Source organism: Paenibacillus salivarius (genome assembly GCF_051307165.1).
Lineage (GTDB): Bacteria > Bacillota > Bacilli > Paenibacillales > Paenibacillaceae > Fontibacillus.
Genome location: NZ_CP195592.1, coordinates 4,077,187 through 4,094,219 on the forward strand (window position 1 = coordinate 4,077,187; position 17,033 = coordinate 4,094,219).

The window sequence follows — 17,033 nt, forward strand, 5'->3', positions numbered from 1 at the left end:
TTTCAGTCTAGATGAATGGAAGCGATCCGGCCAACGTGGGGAAGAGAGCGAATGGCTTCAATTAACGGGACCGGAATGGAAGAATCCGCTTCTACGACCGTCAGTGCCTCGCCGGTTCTCCCTTTGCGGTCGGTGATGATGAAGCCGATGTTGACATCTTCCCTGCTGAACAACGCCGTGATTCCCGCCAACACCCCTTGGCGGTCGGCATGCTCGATGACAAGCGTCGGCAGCTCGCCGGAGCATTTTATCTCAAAACCGTTAATATTCCGGATGGAGATCGTTCCTCCGCCGATGGAAGCCCCCGTCACCTCGCACTGCCGCTCCCCCGCGGACAACCGGATTTTGACCGTATTCGGATGCGCTCCGGGGGCTGCCCCCGTGGCGAAGTGAATCTCAATGCCGGAATCCTCCGCGGCTTGGATCGAATTCCGGATGCGCTCGTCATCCGTCCGGTAGTCCATAATTCCTCCAACGACAGCCAGATCTGTGCCGTGCCCTTTAAACGTTTCCGCAAACGACCCGTAAAAACAAATCCTTGCTTCTCGCGGCTCCGTTCCAAGCAGTTGCCGTGCAAATCTCCCGATACGCGCCGCTCCTGCCGTATGCGAGCTGGATGGGCCGATCATCGCCGGACCGATAATGGAAAACACATTTTTGAAGCGCATCTGCATCTCTCCCGTTGTTCATATATAACAAAAAGGACAAAGAAAAGGCATGCTGCCTCTCCTCTGTCCCCTTTACCAGAGAGTTTAATGTTCCCTTCGTTAACAAGGAACATGTACCCCGTAGGTGGCCTGTCGCTCTCTCCAGAGTCGCGTCGGATGATGGTCCTTTGTACCTGAGAGATTCGAAGGCGGTGTGCAAAACCGCCGCTTGCTCCTTCGGTGCCGCTATCGCCGATCCGCTCGCGGACTCTCCCGTCATCGTCATTCGCATTTTCGGTTTACCAACAATGTAAAATGGCGGGGACATAAAGTCAATGTCCGAAAATAGCCCGACTAATATATACACGAAATGCAATTCCGACCGCCCGGTAAAAAACGAAAAAGGACAGGCGCAATCTTACCGCCCATCCTCTCCGAACTTTCAAGCCCTTATGGCTGCATAACCTGACCGGTCACTTCGGTGCCCTTCTTGGTAATCTTGTAGTCTACGATTTCACCGCTCCAGAAATGGAATTTCAACATGACCTCTCCGTCTTTTACTTCTTTGAAAAACTCGGGAGTCAGCTTGATTTCATCGGTTGCAAAAGAAGGAGCGAACGTATATCCGAATTCCTTGTACGAAGTCCAGTCCTGCGGTCCGGCGTTGCCGCCGCCTGCATACACCGCTTCCATGGTAGCCAATTGATTTCCGTTAAACTTGGTCGGAATCGCAAAAGCTTCGGTCGTTCCCGTTGCGTTACTCAATACGGGAGCATCATAAATGATCACTTTAAAGTTCCAATTCGTACCTTTATTGAACCGAGCCGTCAAAATCGCGTTTTGGCCGAGAACCCCTGCGCTTGTCAATCTGGTTAGCGTGCTAGCCTTCACCGTCAGTTGGTCGCCGGCAAGCTCGTAATCCGTCCCCTTCTGCAGCTTCTCGCTGCCCGCGAACAGTCCGGTCAACTGATTGCCGTTTAAGTTCAGCGTGATTTTTGCGTCCTTGACGGCCTCGCCCTTTTTCAAATAAATCAGATCGGTTTCGGCGGTGCCGGAACGTCTCTTCCATCCTTCTTTCATGATCTCGAACAGTTCGGGATCGGACCATTGATATGTAGTGCGGTTGAAGTGCTGCCCGTTGTCCCAAAGCATGTGGGTAATATCTTTTTCGTTAAGGTAGCTCATCAAAATTTCGAAAAACTTCAGTTTTTCCCCTTGCTCGATGACGCCGGTATTTTTATCGAAGCCCAGCAGTCCGTACTCGCCTAAAATCACCGGGATGCCTTTAGCAACCAGGGTATTATGCACATTGTCGAATGTGGTCGTAAGATCGTTCAGCGTATCTTTTTCCAATTTGTAATAACCGGCGATATTTACGCTGAACGGCCAGAAGCCGTAAAAATGCACCGTTGCGATCAAATTCGGATCGTTCAGCTCCACGATTGTATTGTACAGTTCGGTCAGATCTTCTTGTGCGGGGGAGGTTTCCCTTGTAGGGATGACCAACGGGCGTTCCGCATTTTTCCCGCCGGAAGCTCTTACGATTTTATGGAAAGAAGTAATCAATTCCTTCAGCATTTCGTACTGCTTGGCCTTATCCGTCGTTCCGCCGTCGGTAAAGCGTGGTTCGTTGATCGCTTCGAACATCAGTTTGTCGGAATGATTTTTGAACCGGTCCGCGATCTGCGTCCACGCCGCGTTGTAACGGGCAAGAACTTCATCGTGGTTTTTCTCCATATGGCTTACCCACTGCCAGGAATCATGGTGCATGTTGATCATGACATAGAGCTTCGCGTCGAGCGCCCAGTTCACGACCTCATCGACCCGGTCCAGGTAAGCGGATTCAATTTTGTAGTCCGGGGCTTCTCCCATATGCTGTCCCCAGGTCACCGGAATGCGTATACTTTTGTAACCTTGGGCGGCGATGTTCTGAATCAGTTCCTTGGTGACTTTAGGATTACCCCAAGACGTCTCGTCCTCACCGGTAGCGTCCAACGTGTTGCCCAGGTTCCAGCCGGGCTGCATCGCGTCGACGTAGGATTGAATTTTGCTTTTTCCGCGGTCGGCTTTTGCCTTATCCTGGGCGGGCGCTGCGGAAACGGCCGATGAAAACACGGAAAGCAGCAGAACTGCCGCCATCGCCATCGACAGAATCGATCTTGATTTCTTCTTGTTGCTCATAAAAGCTTCCTCCCCTTTTTCATGATATCAACTTGGCAATGAAAGCGTTTTCGATAACTAAGTTACCATAACGCTTCGCTGCATTAATACCTTACAAATTTAAAGAGATTTCATATATAAATCAGTCATTAATAATTCAGCAATTTAATTATTTAAAAAAAGATTGTCGAAATTTGAAATTTATCTTATATATAGATAGAACAGATTTTTAAGGAATATACATAGTTCAAAAGAAAATCATACTTAGTTTGGGAGGAATTTGTTGCATGGAATGGTATCTCAAAGTTTTACAAAATTATGTAGGCTTTTCGGGGAGAGCGCGGCGGAAGGAATATTGGATGTTTGTCCTTTTCAACTTCATTGCCGGCATCATTCTGGGAATCATCGAAGCCATTATCGGTCTCCCCGGTATACTGAGCGGCTTGTATTCATTGGCTATTTTGATCCCTTCCCTCGCGGTCGTGTTCCGCAGGCTGCATGACACCGGCAAAAGCGGTTGGTGGATTCTGATCAGCCTGGTTCCGATCGCCGGCAGCATTATTTTGCTGGTATTTATGTGCCTCGACAGTGACCCGGGGACGAACAAATACGGACCTAATCCGAAGTATTAATTTTACGAATCGCTGGCCCCGATTCATCATCAGCCTCCACCATGAATGGTGGAGGTTTTTGTTGTCATATGGTATCTATAGAAATTTTTTACTGTAAAAACTAGAAAATAATAGATTTTGATGGTATATTATGGATGGGACACAAGTGCAATCAACTTGTCCAAGTCAGCGCGTCCATTTACTTTCTTCGAAAGTGAGGTGAACGGGCTTTTTTTGTGGGTGCAGCTTGAAAGTCGTTTGTTTAGTAAGACCACTCTAAAGGAGGTTTGGAACTGCTATGGGCAAATGGTTAAAAAGAACAAGTGCACTGTCATTGAGTGTTATGTTAACGCTTACAAGTTACGCCGGTTGGTCTTCCCTGCCAGGGAAAGCGAGCGCGGCCGCTTCGGATTATAACTACGCCGAAGCGCTGCAAAAATCGATTTATTTTTACGAGACGCAGCGTTCCGGCAAACTCCCCGCTAACAACCGCGTCGAATGGCGTGGCGATTCGGGGTTGCAGGACGGCGCGGATGTCGGGCACGATTTGACGGGCGGCTGGTACGATGCCGGAGATCACGTCAAATTCGGCTTCCCGATGGCCTCCTCGGCAACGATGCTGGCCTGGTCGGTATATGAATACCGGGATGGCTACGAGCAGTCAGGCCAACTGGAGGAAATTTTGGACAATATCCGTTGGGTAACGGACTATTTTATGAAAGCGCATACAGCTCCGAATGAGTTTTGGGGCCAAGTCGGTAACGGTACGGCCGACCATAACTGGTGGGGGCCTGCGGAGGTGATGCCGATGCAACGCCCTGCCTATAAGATCGATGCCACCAAACCGGGGTCCGATCTGGCGGGTGAAACGGCAGCCGCGCTTGCCGCCGCTTCGATTATTTTTAAGGATGAGGATCCGGCCTACTCGGCCAAGCTGTTGACGCATGCCAAACAGCTTTACAATTTTGCCGATCAATATCGCGGCAAATATTCCGACAGCATTACGGACGCCACCCAGTTTTATAATTCCTGGAGCGGTTACGCCGATGAGCTTAGCTGGGGCGGCGTGTGGCTGTATATGGCCACAGGCGAGCAGCAGTATCTCGACAAAGCAATCGCGGCCAGCGATCTGTGGGGTACCAACCAGCAGGGTCAATGGGATTATAAATGGACCCACGCCTGGGATGACAAGCATTACGGAGCCCAGCTCCTGCTTGCCCGGATTACGGGTGATACCCGCTTTATCGAGTCCACGGAACGAAGCATGGAGTTCTGGACGACCGGCGTCTCCGGCACCGGCGAGAAGGTAACGTATACGCCGGGCGGACTCGCTCACCTGGATCAATGGGGGGCGCTGCGATATGCGGCCAACCAGGCGTTCCTCGCTTTTGTTTATTCCGATTGGGAAACCGATCCCGTGAAGAAAAATAACGCGCGTTCATTCGCGGAACGGCAAATTTTGTACATGCTGGGCGACAATCCGCGAAACAGCAGCTATGTAGTCGGCTACGGGGACAATTCCCCCGAGCATCCTCATCACCGTACGTCCCATGGATCGTGGGCGGACAGCCAATCCGTGCCGGAAAACCACCGGCATGTGCTCTACGGAGCTCTTGTAGGAGGCCCTTCAAAGACGGACGCCTATACCGATTCGATCGGCGATTACGTGTCCAATGAAGTGGCGACCGACTACAACGCCGGTTTCACCGGAGCCTTGGCCAAAATGATGATCCTTCACGGCGCTGGCCAGCAGCCTCTCGCCAACTTCCCCGAACCCGAAGTCCGCGATGACGAAATGTTCGTGGAAGCCTCGGTGAACGCCAGCGGCAGCAACTTCGTGGAAATCCGCGCTTTGCTGAACAACCGGTCGGGCTGGCCGGCACGCAGCAGCGACAAGCTATCCTTCAACTATTACCTCGATCTCACCGAAGCGATCGAAGCCGGATATGGTCCCGAGGACATTACGGTAACCGCCGGAGGCTATAACCAAGGGGCAACCGTCTCACCGTTGAAGCCGCACGACGAAGCCAACCATATCTACTACACGACGATCGATTTCACGGGTACGCCGATTTATCCCGGCGGACAATCCGCTTATAAGAAAGAAGTCCAATTCAGAATCGCCGGCCCGCTCAATACGAGCTTCTGGAACAACAGCAACGACTTCTCCTACCAGGGGATCGGCGCAGGGCATTTGGGACCGGTCAAAACACCATATATTCCGGTGTTCGACAATGGGGTCCGCGTGTTCGGCGAGCTACCCGACGGGGGAGGAAATCCGGGACCGACGGTTCCTTCCGCTCCGAAAGGCTTGAAAGCCGTCGCCGGCAGCCAGACGGTAAGCTTGTCCTGGAATGCCGTATCCGGAGCGGCCGAGTATGACATTCAGCGTTCCGTAACGAACGGAGGACCGTACACGACCGTGGGTTCGGTAACGGGCACTTCCTTTAACGACGCCGGGCTGACGAACGGAACAACCTACTACTATGTAGTCATCGCAAAAAATCAGGTCGGCGCAAGCCAACCTTCCGCCCAGGTCAGCGCCACACCGCGCGAAGTCCCCGTTCCTGCGGAAGGGGACCTCAAAGTGCTGTACCGCACCAACGATACGAATCCGGCCGACAACCAAATCCGGGCCCAGTTCCGTATCGTGAATACCGGTGACGAGAGCATATCGCTCAGCAACGTAAAATTGCGGTACTATTACACCATTGACGGGGACAAGCCGCAGCAATTCCACTGCGACTATGCCGCTTTGGGCAGCGGCAACGTCAGCGGCGCTTTCGTCAAGCTGGATAACGCGCTTCCAGGCGCGGACACCTATCTTGAGATCAGCTTCGGCCCGAATGCGGGCACCCTGGCACCGGGTGCCGACTCCGGCGAAATTCAAGTCCGGTTCAATAAGGCCGATTGGACAAACTTTAGCGAAAGCGATGATTATTCCTATGACGGTACCCTGCAAAATTATACCGAATGGGACAAAACTCCTTTATATCTGAACAATACCCTCGTTTGGGGAGCGGAGCCTTGATGGCGGATTTGCGTTCCCGCCCGGAGCAATGCTGTCAATCCTTAACTTATAACCATTTGAGAGGATGATGGAAGATGAAGAGATCGACCTTTATTAAAAAGACCGCTTCACTTGCCATGACCGCAACCTTGTTTTTTTCGCTCCTGACCGGCGCATTCGGCACCGGCACCCCGAAAGCGGCGGCGGACACCGCCTCGCTCGAGGAAACGCGCTTCCTGCAGCTGTACGGACAGCTTAAGGATCCTTCCAACGGGTATTTTTCACCGGAAGGCATACCGTATCATTCCGTCGAAACCTTGATGAGCGAAGCGCCCGATTACGGGCACATGACTACCTCCGAGGCCTACAGTTATTGGATGTGGCTGGAAGTGCTGTATGGCCACTATACAGGCGACTGGAGCAAGCTCGAAGACGCCTGGGACAATATGGAGAAGTATATTATCCCGGTCAATGAAGGGGACGGCAAAGAAGAACAGCCGACCATGAGTTATTACAATCCGAACAGCCCTGCGACTTACGCCGCGGAGCATGCCCAACCGGACCAATACCCGAGCCAGTTGAGCGGCCAGTATGCCGCAGGCAAGGACCCGTTGGACGCGGAATTGAAGGCGACTTACGGCAACAACCAAACGTATCTGATGCACTGGCTCGTGGACGTGGATAATTGGTACGGCTACGGCAACCTGCTGAACCCGTCCCATACGGCCACCTACGTATACACCTTCCAAAGAGGCGAACAGGAGTCCGTCTGGGAAGCCGTGCCTCATCCGTCCCAGGACGATAAATCGTTCGGTAAACCGGGCGAAGGCTTTATGACCCTCTTTACCAAGGAAGCGAACACACCGGCAGCCCAATGGCGCTACACGAACGCTACGGACGCCGATGCGCGGGCCATTCAAGCGATGTATTGGGCCAAGGAACTTGGCTACGACAATGAAGTTTATCTGCAAAAAGCCGAAAAAATGGGCGACTATTTGCGCTACGGCATGTACGACAAGTACTTCCAGAAAATCGGCAGCGCCTCGGACGGAACTCCTTCGGCCGGAACGGGCAAAGACGCCGCGCATTACCTCATGGCCTGGTATACGGCTTGGGGCGGCGGCCTCGGCACCACCGGCAACTGGGCATGGCGGATCGGCGCGAGCCACGCCCATCAAGGCTACCAAAACGTTGTGGCGGCTTACGCCCTCTCCGATCCCCAAGGCGGCCTGATTCCGGCTTCCCCGACGGCCGGCCAAGACTGGGAGACCTCGCTCAAACGCCAGCTCGAGTTCTACACATGGCTGCAATCCGCCGAAGGAGCCATCGCCGGCGGAGCAACCAACAGCTATGACGGCGCTTATAAAGCCTATCCTGCGGGAACGAGCACCTTCTACGGCATGGCCTACGACGATGCCCCGGTTTATCACGACCCGCCGTCCAACAACTGGTTCGGGATGCAGGCCTGGCCGGTAGAACGCATCGCGGAATTGTACTACATCCTCGCATCCGAAGGCGACACTTCGTCCGAAAACTTCCAAATGGCCAAACAGGTCGTGGAAAACTGGATCGACTGGTCGATGGATTATGCGTTCGCGAACAGCCGCCCGGTGAGCGATTCGGAAGGATATTATCTGGATCAGCAAGGAAACCGCGTTCTCGGAGGACACGATCCGCAAATCGCCACCGTTTCCGCTCCGGGCGAATTCTGGATTCCGAGCAACCTGGAATGGCAAGGCCAGCCGGACAGCTGGAACGGATTCGCGAACCACGACGGGAATTCGAATCTCCGTGTGGTCACCAAAAATCCGGGACAAGATGCCGGCGTCCTCGGCAGCTATATCAAGGCGCTGACTTTCTTTGCCGCAGGAACCAAAGCCGAAAACGGCAGCTACACCGCCCTTGGCAGCCAGGCCGAGCAATTGGCCAAAAACTTGCTCGATGCCGCTTGGGGTTATAACGACGGCGTTGGCATTACCACGGTCGAACCGCGCGGAGACTACTTCAGATACTTTACGAAAGAGATTTATTTCCCGAACGGATGGAACGGCACGTTCGGTCAAGGGAACTCCATCCCCGGCGCCAATACCGTACCTTCCGATCCGGCAAAAGGCGGTAACGGAGTATATGCCAGCTATTCCGACGTTCGCCCGGAAATCAAGAACGATCCGGCCTGGTCTTACCTGGAGAACAAATATAATACTTCCTGGAATGAGCAAACGAAACAATGGGAAAACGGAGCGCCCGAATTCACGTACCACCGCTTCTGGTCCCAAGTGGATATGGCTACCGCATACGCCGAGTACGACCGTTTGATTAACGGCGGCGGAGGCGGGCCGGTTGAGCCGGTTGCACCAAAAGCTCCAACCAACCTGAAAGCGGTTTCCGGCGATGCCAAGGTTGAACTGACCTGGAGCAAACCGTCCGGCGCCGAAAGCTATACCGTTAAACGCGCGGAGCAAAGCGGCGGCCCATACACGGAAATTGCCACAATCACCGATACGGCTTATACCGATTTGAATGTCACGAATGATACGACTTATTATTACGTGGTCAGCGCAAGCAACGCGATCGGCGTAAGCCCCGATTCGTCCGAAGTCAGCGCAACCCCGACGGCCACGCCTATTCCCGCCGAGGGAGACTTGACGGTACAATACCGGACGAACGATACGAACGCGAACGACAACCAGATCCGCGCCCAATTCCGCCTCATCAACAACGGAGAAGAAAACATTAATCTGAGCGATGTGAAGCTTCGTTACTATTATACGATCAACGGCGACAAGGATCAGCAGTTCCACTGCGACTATGCGGCGATCGGCAGCGGCAACGTAAGCGGCGCTTTCGTTAAAGTGAATCCGGCCGTATCCGGGGCGGATACCTACATTGAAATCTCCTTCGGATCCGGGGCCGGTACGCTGGCGCCAGGAGCGGATACGGGAGAAATTCAAATCCGGATTAACAAAACCGATTGGAGCAATTACGCCGAAGCGGATGATTTCTCCTATGACGCGACAAAAACGGCGTATACCGATTGGGAGCGCGTTCCTGCCTATCTGAACGGCAACCTCGTATGGGGGCTTGAGCCTTAAAACCGAAAAGCAATGACCGAAACCCGGCGGAGCCATTCCGCCGGGTTTTTATGGCTAGACTGCGCTAACGAAACCGGATAACGCTATTGGGGCAAAATGAGAGACTTGGAGTCTTTAACGAAACTCAGACACGCTATTTGTTGCAAAAACATGCTTCGTCAGCTCAAATTGACCGAATAGAGATATCCAGTTTCTTTAGAATTTTTTTCATGCACAAATGAGCCAAATAAGAATATACCGTTTCCTTAGGCACCCGTTCCGAACAATCTGGGCGGCAAAAGCCCCGGCAAGGCGTTTTTTCCCCTGCAAAATGGGTATAAAAGTAAGGTAATGCAAGCAAACTTTACCGTGAGACCAGCCAAGAAAAGGGGGCCGCCCTCATGAAACTGACCCAGGAACAGCGGATCCAGTTGCACGAGTTCAACAACTTGACCAAAACGCTCAGCTTTAACATGTATGACATTTGCTATACGCGGACCAAAGAAGAACGCGAAGCCTATATCGCCTATATCGACGAACAGTACAATTCCGACAGGCTGACGAAAATATTAACGGCCGTGTCGGAAATTATAGGCGCCCATGTCCTGAACGTGGCCAAGCAGGATTACGTGCCCCAGGGGGCAAGCGTTACGATGCTCGTTTCCGAAGGACCGGTGGTCGAGGTGCCGAACGAATCGTTCGAGGAATCTCCGGGTCCGCTGCCCGACAATGTTGTCATCCAGCTGGACAAAAGCCACATTACGGTGCATACGTACCCCGAATATCATCCGAACGAGGGCATCAGCACCTTCCGGGCGGATATCGACGTTTCTACCTGCGGCGAAATTTCGCCGCTCAAAGCGCTCAATTACCTGATCCATTCCTTCGATACCGACATCATGACCATCGATTACCGGGTCCGGGGCTTTACCCGCGATATTAACGGACACAAGCTATTCATCGATCACGATATCAGCTCTATCCAGAATTATATTCCCGACGAAGTGCTGGAGCAGTATCACATGATCGACGTCAATGTGTATCAGGAACATATTTTCCATACCAAGTGCAAACTGAAGAAATTCGACCTCAACAATTACTTGTTCGGGTATACGAAGGAAGAACTGACTCCCCGGGAGCAGGAGGAGATTACGGAGCGCTTGACCATCGAGATGGACGAGATCTTTTACGGTACTAATATCGTATAAAAAAGACCGGCTTGAAGGCCGGTCTTTTTTTAATGTTTTGCCGCTGTCATGCCTCACGGGCCTCTTCCTGGATCCAGGGAAGCGGGTTCGGGAACGCAGACCAATCCATCCCCATTTCCTCGTCGGTCAACAAACATTTGTCCAATGTTTCTTCCAGACGTAGTCTGTCCATTTCGATGCCGATCAGCACGATTTCGTTCATCCGGTCCCCCCAGACAGGGTCCCATTTTTGCATAATTTCAGGTTCGTATTTGAAAATCTCTTGCTGCTCCTCCTCGCTTAGAGCGGCGACCCATTGACCGAGCGGGCCGATTTGAATGGAAGGGCCGGCCTGGCTCAAACTTGCCGCCAAATCGTGCTTGACCGCAAGCCAGGCCGTTCCTTTCGCTCTTACGACCTCGGCCGGCCAATCGGCCAGCGCATTTGCCAAACGTTCCGGATGAAACGGCCTGATCCGGCGGTAGACGAAGGAACCGATGCCGTACTCCTCCGTTTCCGGCGTATGTTCCTCTTTAAGAAGTTCCCTGATCCAACCGGCCGATCGGCTCATCTTTTCAAAATCAAATAATCCGGTATTCAAAATCTCCTCGGGATGTACGGCCCCATGACTGGAGCGAATCAGCTTTGCCTCAGGCTGCAGCTTACGCAGCACGCCTTCCAGTTCCTCCAACTCCTCTTCACCGACCAGATCGCACTTATTCAGTATAAGCACGTCGCAGGTTTCGATCTGATCGATCAGCAAATCGACCACGTCCCTCGCATCGTCTTCCCCTACCGCCTGCCCGCGCTCCAGCAGCGTTTCCCCGGAAGCGAAATCATGCCAGAACCGGTAAGCGTCCACGACCGTCACCATGCAATCGAGCTTCGCCAGGGCGGTCAAGTCAACTCCCGTCTCCGCATCCTCGTATGTAAAGGTCTGGGCAATCGGTACGGGCTCGCTGATCCCCGTCGATTCGATCAAAATATAATCGAACCTTCCCTCTGCGGCCAGCTTCTGCACTTCCATCAGCAAATCATCGCGAAGCGTACAGCATATGCAGCCGTTGGATAGTTCCACCAGCTTTTCCTCCGTACGCGACAACGCGCTCCCGCTGCTGATCAAGCCGGCATCGATGTTGATCTCGCTCATGTCGTTGACGATCACCGCCACTTTCAAACCGCCGCGGTGATTCAAAATATGATTCAGCAGCGTGGTTTTCCCGGAACCCAGATACCCGCAGAGCACCGTTACCGGAATTCGCTTTTGATCCATCATGATCGTCACTCCCTCCAAAACAACTTTATTCGTAATTTTTACGATTAATAAACAACACTATACCCCGTTCCCATAATTTTGTCAATCATTGACGGTCAACCGGTTGAATAACCGACCAAATGCCGGCTTATTCAGCCACTTGATTGCAAATATAAAAGCCGCCTATTCTCGAGACAAACTCAAGAAAAGGCAGCTTCGCTTTTTTAAATGCCTGTTATTTTTGGTTCTGACTCAAAATCAGATCGGTCAAAATATCGACCTGCTTCTCCAGGTTCATGCCGTCAACCATCCAGAACTCCTTCATGTCCAGCATGTAGACATGGTTGTTCTTGGCGGCGGGGAGATTCTTCCATACGGCCCCGTTCATGACTTCCTTGGCGCGTTCCGCGCCGCCGTCCGGTTCATACACCGTCACAAACATATGGTCGGCAGCATAATCGCCGAGCACCTCCAGCGAAATATCCATCCCTGTTCCCGAGAACGCCTCGGATTCGATTTTCGGCAAAGGCTTCAGGCCGAACATTTGGTACAGATTGTATCCCGCGTCTCTCGTTTTAGGCCAAACCCAGAAGTTTTTCGCCCAAATCGAGTAAGTTCCGATCGTTTCGTCCGGTCCGATCACTTCGGCGATTTTTTTCTTGGCTTCCTCCGCCTTCTGTTGGTAACGCGTAACGAACTCCTCGGCTTCTTTTTCACGTCCAAGCAGATTTCCCATCGTTCTCACTTCTTCAAGCGGATCGATACCCTCCCAGCCGGTCGTGGCGAGCGTAACCACGGGAGCGATTTTTTTCAATTGCTCGACGGTTTCAGCCGGAGTATAGGAAGGAATGATGATCAGGTCCGGATTCAATTCCAGAACCTTCTCTACCGAGACGTCCCCGATGTTCTCGACGCCTTCCATCTCTTCTTTCAGCAGGATGGAGTTCTCCAGCGCGACCGACCCGGCTCCGACCGGTTTAACGCCAAGTGCAGCCAAATCGCCCAAATGGGTGATGGACACGATGCGCTGCGGATTGACAGGAACTTCGATTTCACCGGTCAAATCCGTGAATTTTTTCGTCGTTGCTTGTTCCGTATTCGAGGCTTGATTGCCTTTATTTTCGCTTCCTTGGTTCGTTTCCGTTCCCGTATTGCCTCCCGCGGAATTGTTTCCGTTATTCCCGCTTCCGCAAGCGGCGAGAACGATCGACAGCATCAGAACGACTGTCAAAGACAAGATGCTATACTTCATGTGACGCATGGTAACCCTCCATTTTTCGATGATAATGATTATCATTTTCTTTATGTTCCCATAATATATTAGGATCCCCCTATTGTCCATAAAAAAAATATCCCCTCCTATTCGGAGAGGATATTTCAGCGTTTGTCCTGCTATGGGCGCTCTACCGTGATCCAGCCTTCCTCGTCGACGTTGACCGTCGCTCCGAGGGACTCGGCGATAAAACGCAATGGAACGTAAGTCGTTCCGTCTTCGATAAATACAGGCTGCGCGAGCGTTACTGTTTTACCGTTAACGGTAGCTTTGTTCGAGCCGCTGCTCACGACAATTTGAGCCCCCGTCATATCATCGACAATGACGATCTGCTTGGAGCCCGGGGTCCACTGCAGTTGGGCATCCAGCTCATCGGCCACGTACCAAAGCGGCACGAAGGTCGTGTTTTTCTTGGTAATCACACCGTAATAATCATTGTACGGATCGATCAAAAAGAATTTGTAGCCGATTTGGAGCTGATCCTTCAACAGCGCGTAAACCGGTGAATTCTGATCGAAATTGCGCAGCAATTGTCCCGGCGTTACGGAATCGTCCTCCACGTCCAATACTCCCGCCGAGGTGTCGACTTTATCGATCTCAACGGTTCCTCCGACATTCCATTGCTCCATGTCCGTACGGACTTTAATCGCTTTGATCGGCAAATCCTCCGCCGCAGGCAAAGCGATGTTCAGTTCAAGCTGGCTCTTACGGACATTCAATTTACCGTCAAAGGACACGTTCATCTTTAATACCGTATCCTTACCGAGGATCGTGGAAAGTTCGGGCGTTTCTTCCATCAGGGAAGCCAGCGCTTTATCATAATCCTGCAAAAAGAATTTAAGCTCTTCCTGGATCGCCGCGCTCATCGCCGCTACTTGTACCGCTTTGGTTTTCCCGTCGATTCCGCTTTCTTCATCCAAGCCGTACATCATTAATGGATAGTAGATATCATAGTATCCTCCGACAAAGGCTTTGATTCCATCGCTATCCTTGAGGGCATTTTCCAGAAACGGTTTTGCCAGCTTCAAAAGCTCGTCTCCGCCCACTTCCACGGACAGATTCGTTAAATTAACCGATTCTCCGTTGACGGTCTCGCTGCCCTGTTTCACCGATATTTTGCTCGGATTCGGGAGATGCTTCAACAGAAATTCGGCCGCTTGAGCCGCTACATTCTCTACCTTTTCCTGGTAAGAATTCATATCTACCACACCATAGTAGTCCTCGTCTGCGAGCGATATGTATACCGGCTGCTTGGCGCCTTCCGCCTGAATCGTTAACCCCTTCTCGTCCATCGCAAGATGGAACGGCAGTTTTTTTCCGTCGAAGGAAGCCGTTCCTTTCACCGATGCGGTGTTCGCATCCGCGGTTTTGGCATGGTCGATACTAAGCGAAAAAGAATTAATAAGATCGATAGTCTTTTGATCTTCCTCGGAAATTTGGCCTTCCGCAGGCACGAGTTCAACCGAAAGCGTCTGTTTGGATTCGCCGGACGTCGGCTTGATATTTTGCAGCAGCGCTTTATTGATATCAAATCCCGCTACGGCCTGGCATCCCGCCAACACGACTAACATCAACGCTAGCGGAAGCGCGAGCCACTTGATTTTTCCCCTTTTCATCACTTCAACTCCTTAATCTGATATCCTTCCATTATCATCCATGGAATTCCGATTTGTAAATAGAGAAATGGACTGATTTTTATGGTATAATGACTGCGGGTCAAATCCTTGACAATCGAAGAAAATATCCATGCATATCTGCATGGGAGAGGTTCGCGAACTCCCTCTATAAAAAACTAATGGGGCCCTGCCATAATACAGCTAGGGTTTGTTTTTTGCGGTGCAAGTTCATGAATCTCTCTTTCTTCTGACCAAAATTTTGGAAGAATGAGAGGTTTTTTTATGCTTAAAAACGAAAAAGCGGTCGTTGTGTTCAGCGGCGGCCAAGACAGCACAACTTGCCTTTTTTGGGCGCTCGAACAGTTCCGCGAAGTCGAGGCGGTTACCTTCGACTACGGGCAGCGCCACCGGCTGGAAATCGACTGCGCCAAAGGAATCGCCGAGGAGCTTGGCGTCAAATTGACCGTCCTTGACATGGGACTGCTCGGGCAATTGACGCAAAATGCCCTTACCCGGAGCGATATCCCGATTACCCACGAAGAAGGGGAACTGCCGAGCACCTTCGTGGAGGGAAGAAATCATATTTTCCTCAGCTTTGCGGCGGTGTTTGCCAAAGGCGTCGGCGCCCGCCATCTCGTGACCGGAGTATGCGAGACCGATTTCAGCGGATACCCGGACTGCCGGGACGCGTTCATCAAATCGCTCAACGTCACTTTGAACCTGGCGATGGACTATCCGTTCGTGATCCATACGCCTCTGATGTGGATCGACAAGGCCGAAACCTGGAAATTGGCCGACAGGCTCGGAGCATTCGACTTTGTGCGCGAGCGTACGTTGACCTGCTATAACGGAGTGATCGGCGACGGATGTGGCGAGTGTCCGGCATGCAAGCTCAGACGAGCCGGAATGGAAGCTTACCTCCAATCCCGGAGCGGGAAGGGGGAACAGCTATGACGGAACGTTGGGCAGCCCCCGGGCAATTTCGGATCGTGGAGCGGTTGCAGGTATTTGGGGAGGATATCTCGAACGACCAGCTTCGTTATCACCGGCGCCGCGTCCTGGTCAGCAAAGAGTTTACCTTTGATGCGGCTCATCATCTGCATGCTTATGAAGGAAAATGCAAAAACCTTCACGGGCATACGTACAAAGTCGTTTTCGGCATCAGCGGGACGCCGGACGAGCGCGGGATTACGATCGATTTCGGAACGGTCAAGCAAATATGGAAAGAGGAGATCGAAGGCTATCTCGATCACCGTTATTTGAACGAGACGCTGCCGCCGATGAATACGACGGCCGAGAATATGGTCGTTTGGCTGTATGAACAAATGGAGGCGGCGATCGGTTCGGACCGCTACCGGTCCGCCCTGCCGGACGCGCGCGTCGAATTCGTCCGTTTGTACGAAACGCCGACCAGCTTTGCCGAAGCGAGACGGGAGTGGATGCAAGGATGAATCACGGAACCTTTCAGCCCATCCCCGTGCTTGAAATATTCGGTCCCACCGTGCAGGGCGAAGGCATGGTTATCGGCCAAAAGACGATGTTCGTCCGGACCGCCGGCTGCGATTACCGCTGTTCCTGGTGCGACTCGGCCTTCACCTGGGACGGCAGCGCCAAGGATCAGATCCGCCGGATGACCGCCGAAGAAATTTGGGATGAGCTGCGCCGGATCGGACAGGACCGGTTCTCCCATGTCACGCTGTCCGGCGGCAACCCCGCCCTGCTCCCGCAGCTCGGCGGGCTTGTCGCACTGCTTCAGCGGGAAGGCATCGCCGTGGCGGTGGAAACCCAAGGCTCCCGCTGGCAGGATTGGCTTACCGACATCGATCAGGTGACGCTCTCGCCCAAACCGCCCAGCTCCGGCATGGATACCGATTGGAGGATGCTGGACGACATCGTCGCCAGACTGTCGAACCGGCCCGCCTCCCAAGCGGTTAGCCTGAAGGTCGTCGTCTTTGACGAGGACGACCTTGCCTACGCAAGGCAGGTCCATGCCCGATATCCGGGCACCGCCATGTACCTGCAGGTGGGCAATCCCGATGTCCGGCGAATGGACATCGGAAATCATGCGGCGGATTTGCTGCTTCGTTACGAAGCATTAATCGACCGTGTGATGGACTTGAACGATATGAACGACTGCAGAGTGCTGCCGCAGCTTCACGCCCTGGTTTGGGGAAATAAACGAGGAGTATAAGGAGGAAAAAAA

Annotated in this window: 12 protein-coding genes and 2 riboswitches; of the genes, 7 read left to right on the forward strand and 5 right to left on the reverse strand. The window is 52.6% G+C overall.

Features of this window, described 5'->3' with window-relative positions; genetic code table 11:
- Positions 1–2: 2 nt before the first annotated feature.
- Positions 3–668 (reverse strand): L-serine ammonia-lyase, iron-sulfur-dependent subunit beta, encoded by a 666-nt coding sequence (gene sdaAB / locus ACSFXJ_RS18850; protein ID WP_435921950.1) that lies wholly within the window; start codon positions 666–668, stop codon positions 3–5.
- 150 nt (positions 669–818) lie between these two features.
- A riboswitch (glycine riboswitch) is annotated at positions 819–933 on the reverse strand.
- Positions 934–1,097: 164 nt separating this feature from the next.
- Positions 1,098–2,828 (reverse strand): cellulase family glycosylhydrolase, encoded by a 1,731-nt coding sequence (locus ACSFXJ_RS18855; RefSeq protein WP_435921951.1) that lies wholly within the window; start codon positions 2,826–2,828, stop codon positions 1,098–1,100.
- 266 nt (positions 2,829–3,094) lie between these two features.
- Between ACSFXJ_RS18855 and ACSFXJ_RS18860 the strand changes: the two genes are divergently transcribed.
- The 4 genes from ACSFXJ_RS18860 to speD all read left to right on the forward strand — a co-directional run bounded on the left by ACSFXJ_RS18860 (position 3,095) and on the right by speD (position 10,707).
- The gene (locus ACSFXJ_RS18860) at positions 3,095–3,439 is read left to right on the forward strand and encodes a DUF805 domain-containing protein (RefSeq protein WP_435921952.1); all 345 of its coding nucleotides are present in this window, start codon (positions 3,095–3,097) and stop codon (positions 3,437–3,439) included.
- Positions 3,440–3,716: 277 nt separating this feature from the next.
- Complete coding sequence (locus ACSFXJ_RS18865) at positions 3,717–6,449, forward strand: glycoside hydrolase family 9 protein (protein WP_435921953.1); 2,733 nt, start codon at positions 3,717–3,719, stop codon at positions 6,447–6,449.
- A gap of 74 nt (positions 6,450–6,523) precedes the next feature.
- A complete protein-coding gene (locus ACSFXJ_RS18870) occupies positions 6,524–9,520 on the forward strand; it encodes a glycoside hydrolase family 48 protein (protein ID WP_435921954.1) in 2,997 nt (998 codons plus the stop codon).
- Positions 9,521–9,900: 380 nt separating this feature from the next.
- Entirely contained in the window at positions 9,901–10,707 is an 807-nt protein-coding gene (gene speD / locus ACSFXJ_RS18875) for an adenosylmethionine decarboxylase (RefSeq protein ID WP_435921955.1), read from the forward strand.
- 46 nt (positions 10,708–10,753) lie between these two features.
- On the opposite strand, the gene ACSFXJ_RS18880 is transcribed toward speD, so the two are convergent.
- From ACSFXJ_RS18880 to ACSFXJ_RS18890, 3 genes are all read right to left on the reverse strand, one after another.
- Positions 10,754–11,959 carry a GTP-binding protein gene (locus ACSFXJ_RS18880; protein WP_435925810.1) on the reverse strand — a complete coding sequence of 402 codons (1,206 nt, stop codon included), beginning with the start codon at positions 11,957–11,959 and terminating at the stop codon, positions 10,754–10,756.
- 217 nt (positions 11,960–12,176) lie between these two features.
- Complete coding sequence (locus tag ACSFXJ_RS18885; RefSeq protein WP_435921956.1) at positions 12,177–13,202, reverse strand: ABC transporter substrate-binding protein; 1,026 nt, start codon at positions 13,200–13,202, stop codon at positions 12,177–12,179.
- Between the two features lie 131 nt (positions 13,203–13,333).
- Positions 13,334–14,830, reverse strand: a complete 1,497-nt coding sequence (locus tag ACSFXJ_RS18890; protein WP_435921957.1) for a copper amine oxidase N-terminal domain-containing protein — start codon at positions 14,828–14,830, stop codon at positions 13,334–13,336.
- Positions 14,831–14,972: 142 nt separating this feature from the next.
- Positions 14,973–15,016: riboswitch (PreQ1 riboswitch) on the forward strand.
- Positions 15,017–15,112: 96 nt separating this feature from the next.
- Here ACSFXJ_RS18890 and queC point away from each other — a divergent pair.
- Genes queC through queE form a run of 3 tightly spaced genes read left to right on the forward strand, consistent with a single transcriptional unit; the run spans position 15,113 to position 17,021 of the window.
- On the forward strand, positions 15,113–15,784 hold the full coding sequence (gene queC / locus ACSFXJ_RS18895; RefSeq protein WP_435921958.1) for a 7-cyano-7-deazaguanine synthase QueC: 672 nt from the start codon (positions 15,113–15,115) through the stop codon (positions 15,782–15,784).
- A complete protein-coding gene (gene queD / locus ACSFXJ_RS18900; RefSeq protein WP_435921959.1) occupies positions 15,781–16,281 on the forward strand; it encodes a 6-carboxytetrahydropterin synthase QueD in 501 nt (166 codons plus the stop codon). The genes queC and queD overlap by 4 nt, the downstream gene beginning before the upstream one ends.
- The gene (gene queE / locus ACSFXJ_RS18905; RefSeq protein WP_435921960.1) at positions 16,278–17,021 is read left to right on the forward strand and encodes a 7-carboxy-7-deazaguanine synthase QueE; all 744 of its coding nucleotides are present in this window, start codon (positions 16,278–16,280) and stop codon (positions 17,019–17,021) included. The genes queD and queE overlap by 4 nt, the downstream gene beginning before the upstream one ends.
- Positions 17,022–17,033: the final 12 nt, after the last annotated feature.

Coding starts and splice junctions, on each gene's coding strand:
- sdaAB (WP_435921950.1), bottom strand. CDS start 668: ATGCGCTTCAAAAATGTGTTTTCCATTATCGGTCCGGCGATGATCGGC.
- ACSFXJ_RS18855 (WP_435921951.1), bottom strand. CDS start 2,828: ATGAGCAACAAGAAGAAATCAAGATCGATTCTGTCGATGGCGATGGCG.
- ACSFXJ_RS18860 (WP_435921952.1), top strand. CDS start 3,095: ATGGAATGGTATCTCAAAGTTTTACAAAATTATGTAGGCTTTTCGGGG.
- ACSFXJ_RS18865 (WP_435921953.1), top strand. CDS start 3,717: ATGGGCAAATGGTTAAAAAGAACAAGTGCACTGTCATTGAGTGTTATG.
- ACSFXJ_RS18870 (WP_435921954.1), top strand. CDS start 6,524: ATGAAGAGATCGACCTTTATTAAAAAGACCGCTTCACTTGCCATGACC.
- speD (WP_435921955.1), top strand. CDS start 9,901: ATGAAACTGACCCAGGAACAGCGGATCCAGTTGCACGAGTTCAACAAC.
- ACSFXJ_RS18880 (WP_435925810.1), bottom strand. CDS start 11,959: ATGGATCAAAAGCGAATTCCGGTAACGGTGCTCTGCGGGTATCTGGGT.
- ACSFXJ_RS18885 (WP_435921956.1), bottom strand. CDS start 13,202: ATGCGTCACATGAAGTATAGCATCTTGTCTTTGACAGTCGTTCTGATG.
- ACSFXJ_RS18890 (WP_435921957.1), bottom strand. CDS start 14,830: ATGAAAAGGGGAAAAATCAAGTGGCTCGCGCTTCCGCTAGCGTTGATG.
- queC (WP_435921958.1), top strand. CDS start 15,113: ATGCTTAAAAACGAAAAAGCGGTCGTTGTGTTCAGCGGCGGCCAAGAC.
- queD (WP_435921959.1), top strand. CDS start 15,781: ATGACGGAACGTTGGGCAGCCCCCGGGCAATTTCGGATCGTGGAGCGG.
- queE (WP_435921960.1), top strand. CDS start 16,278: ATGAATCACGGAACCTTTCAGCCCATCCCCGTGCTTGAAATATTCGGT.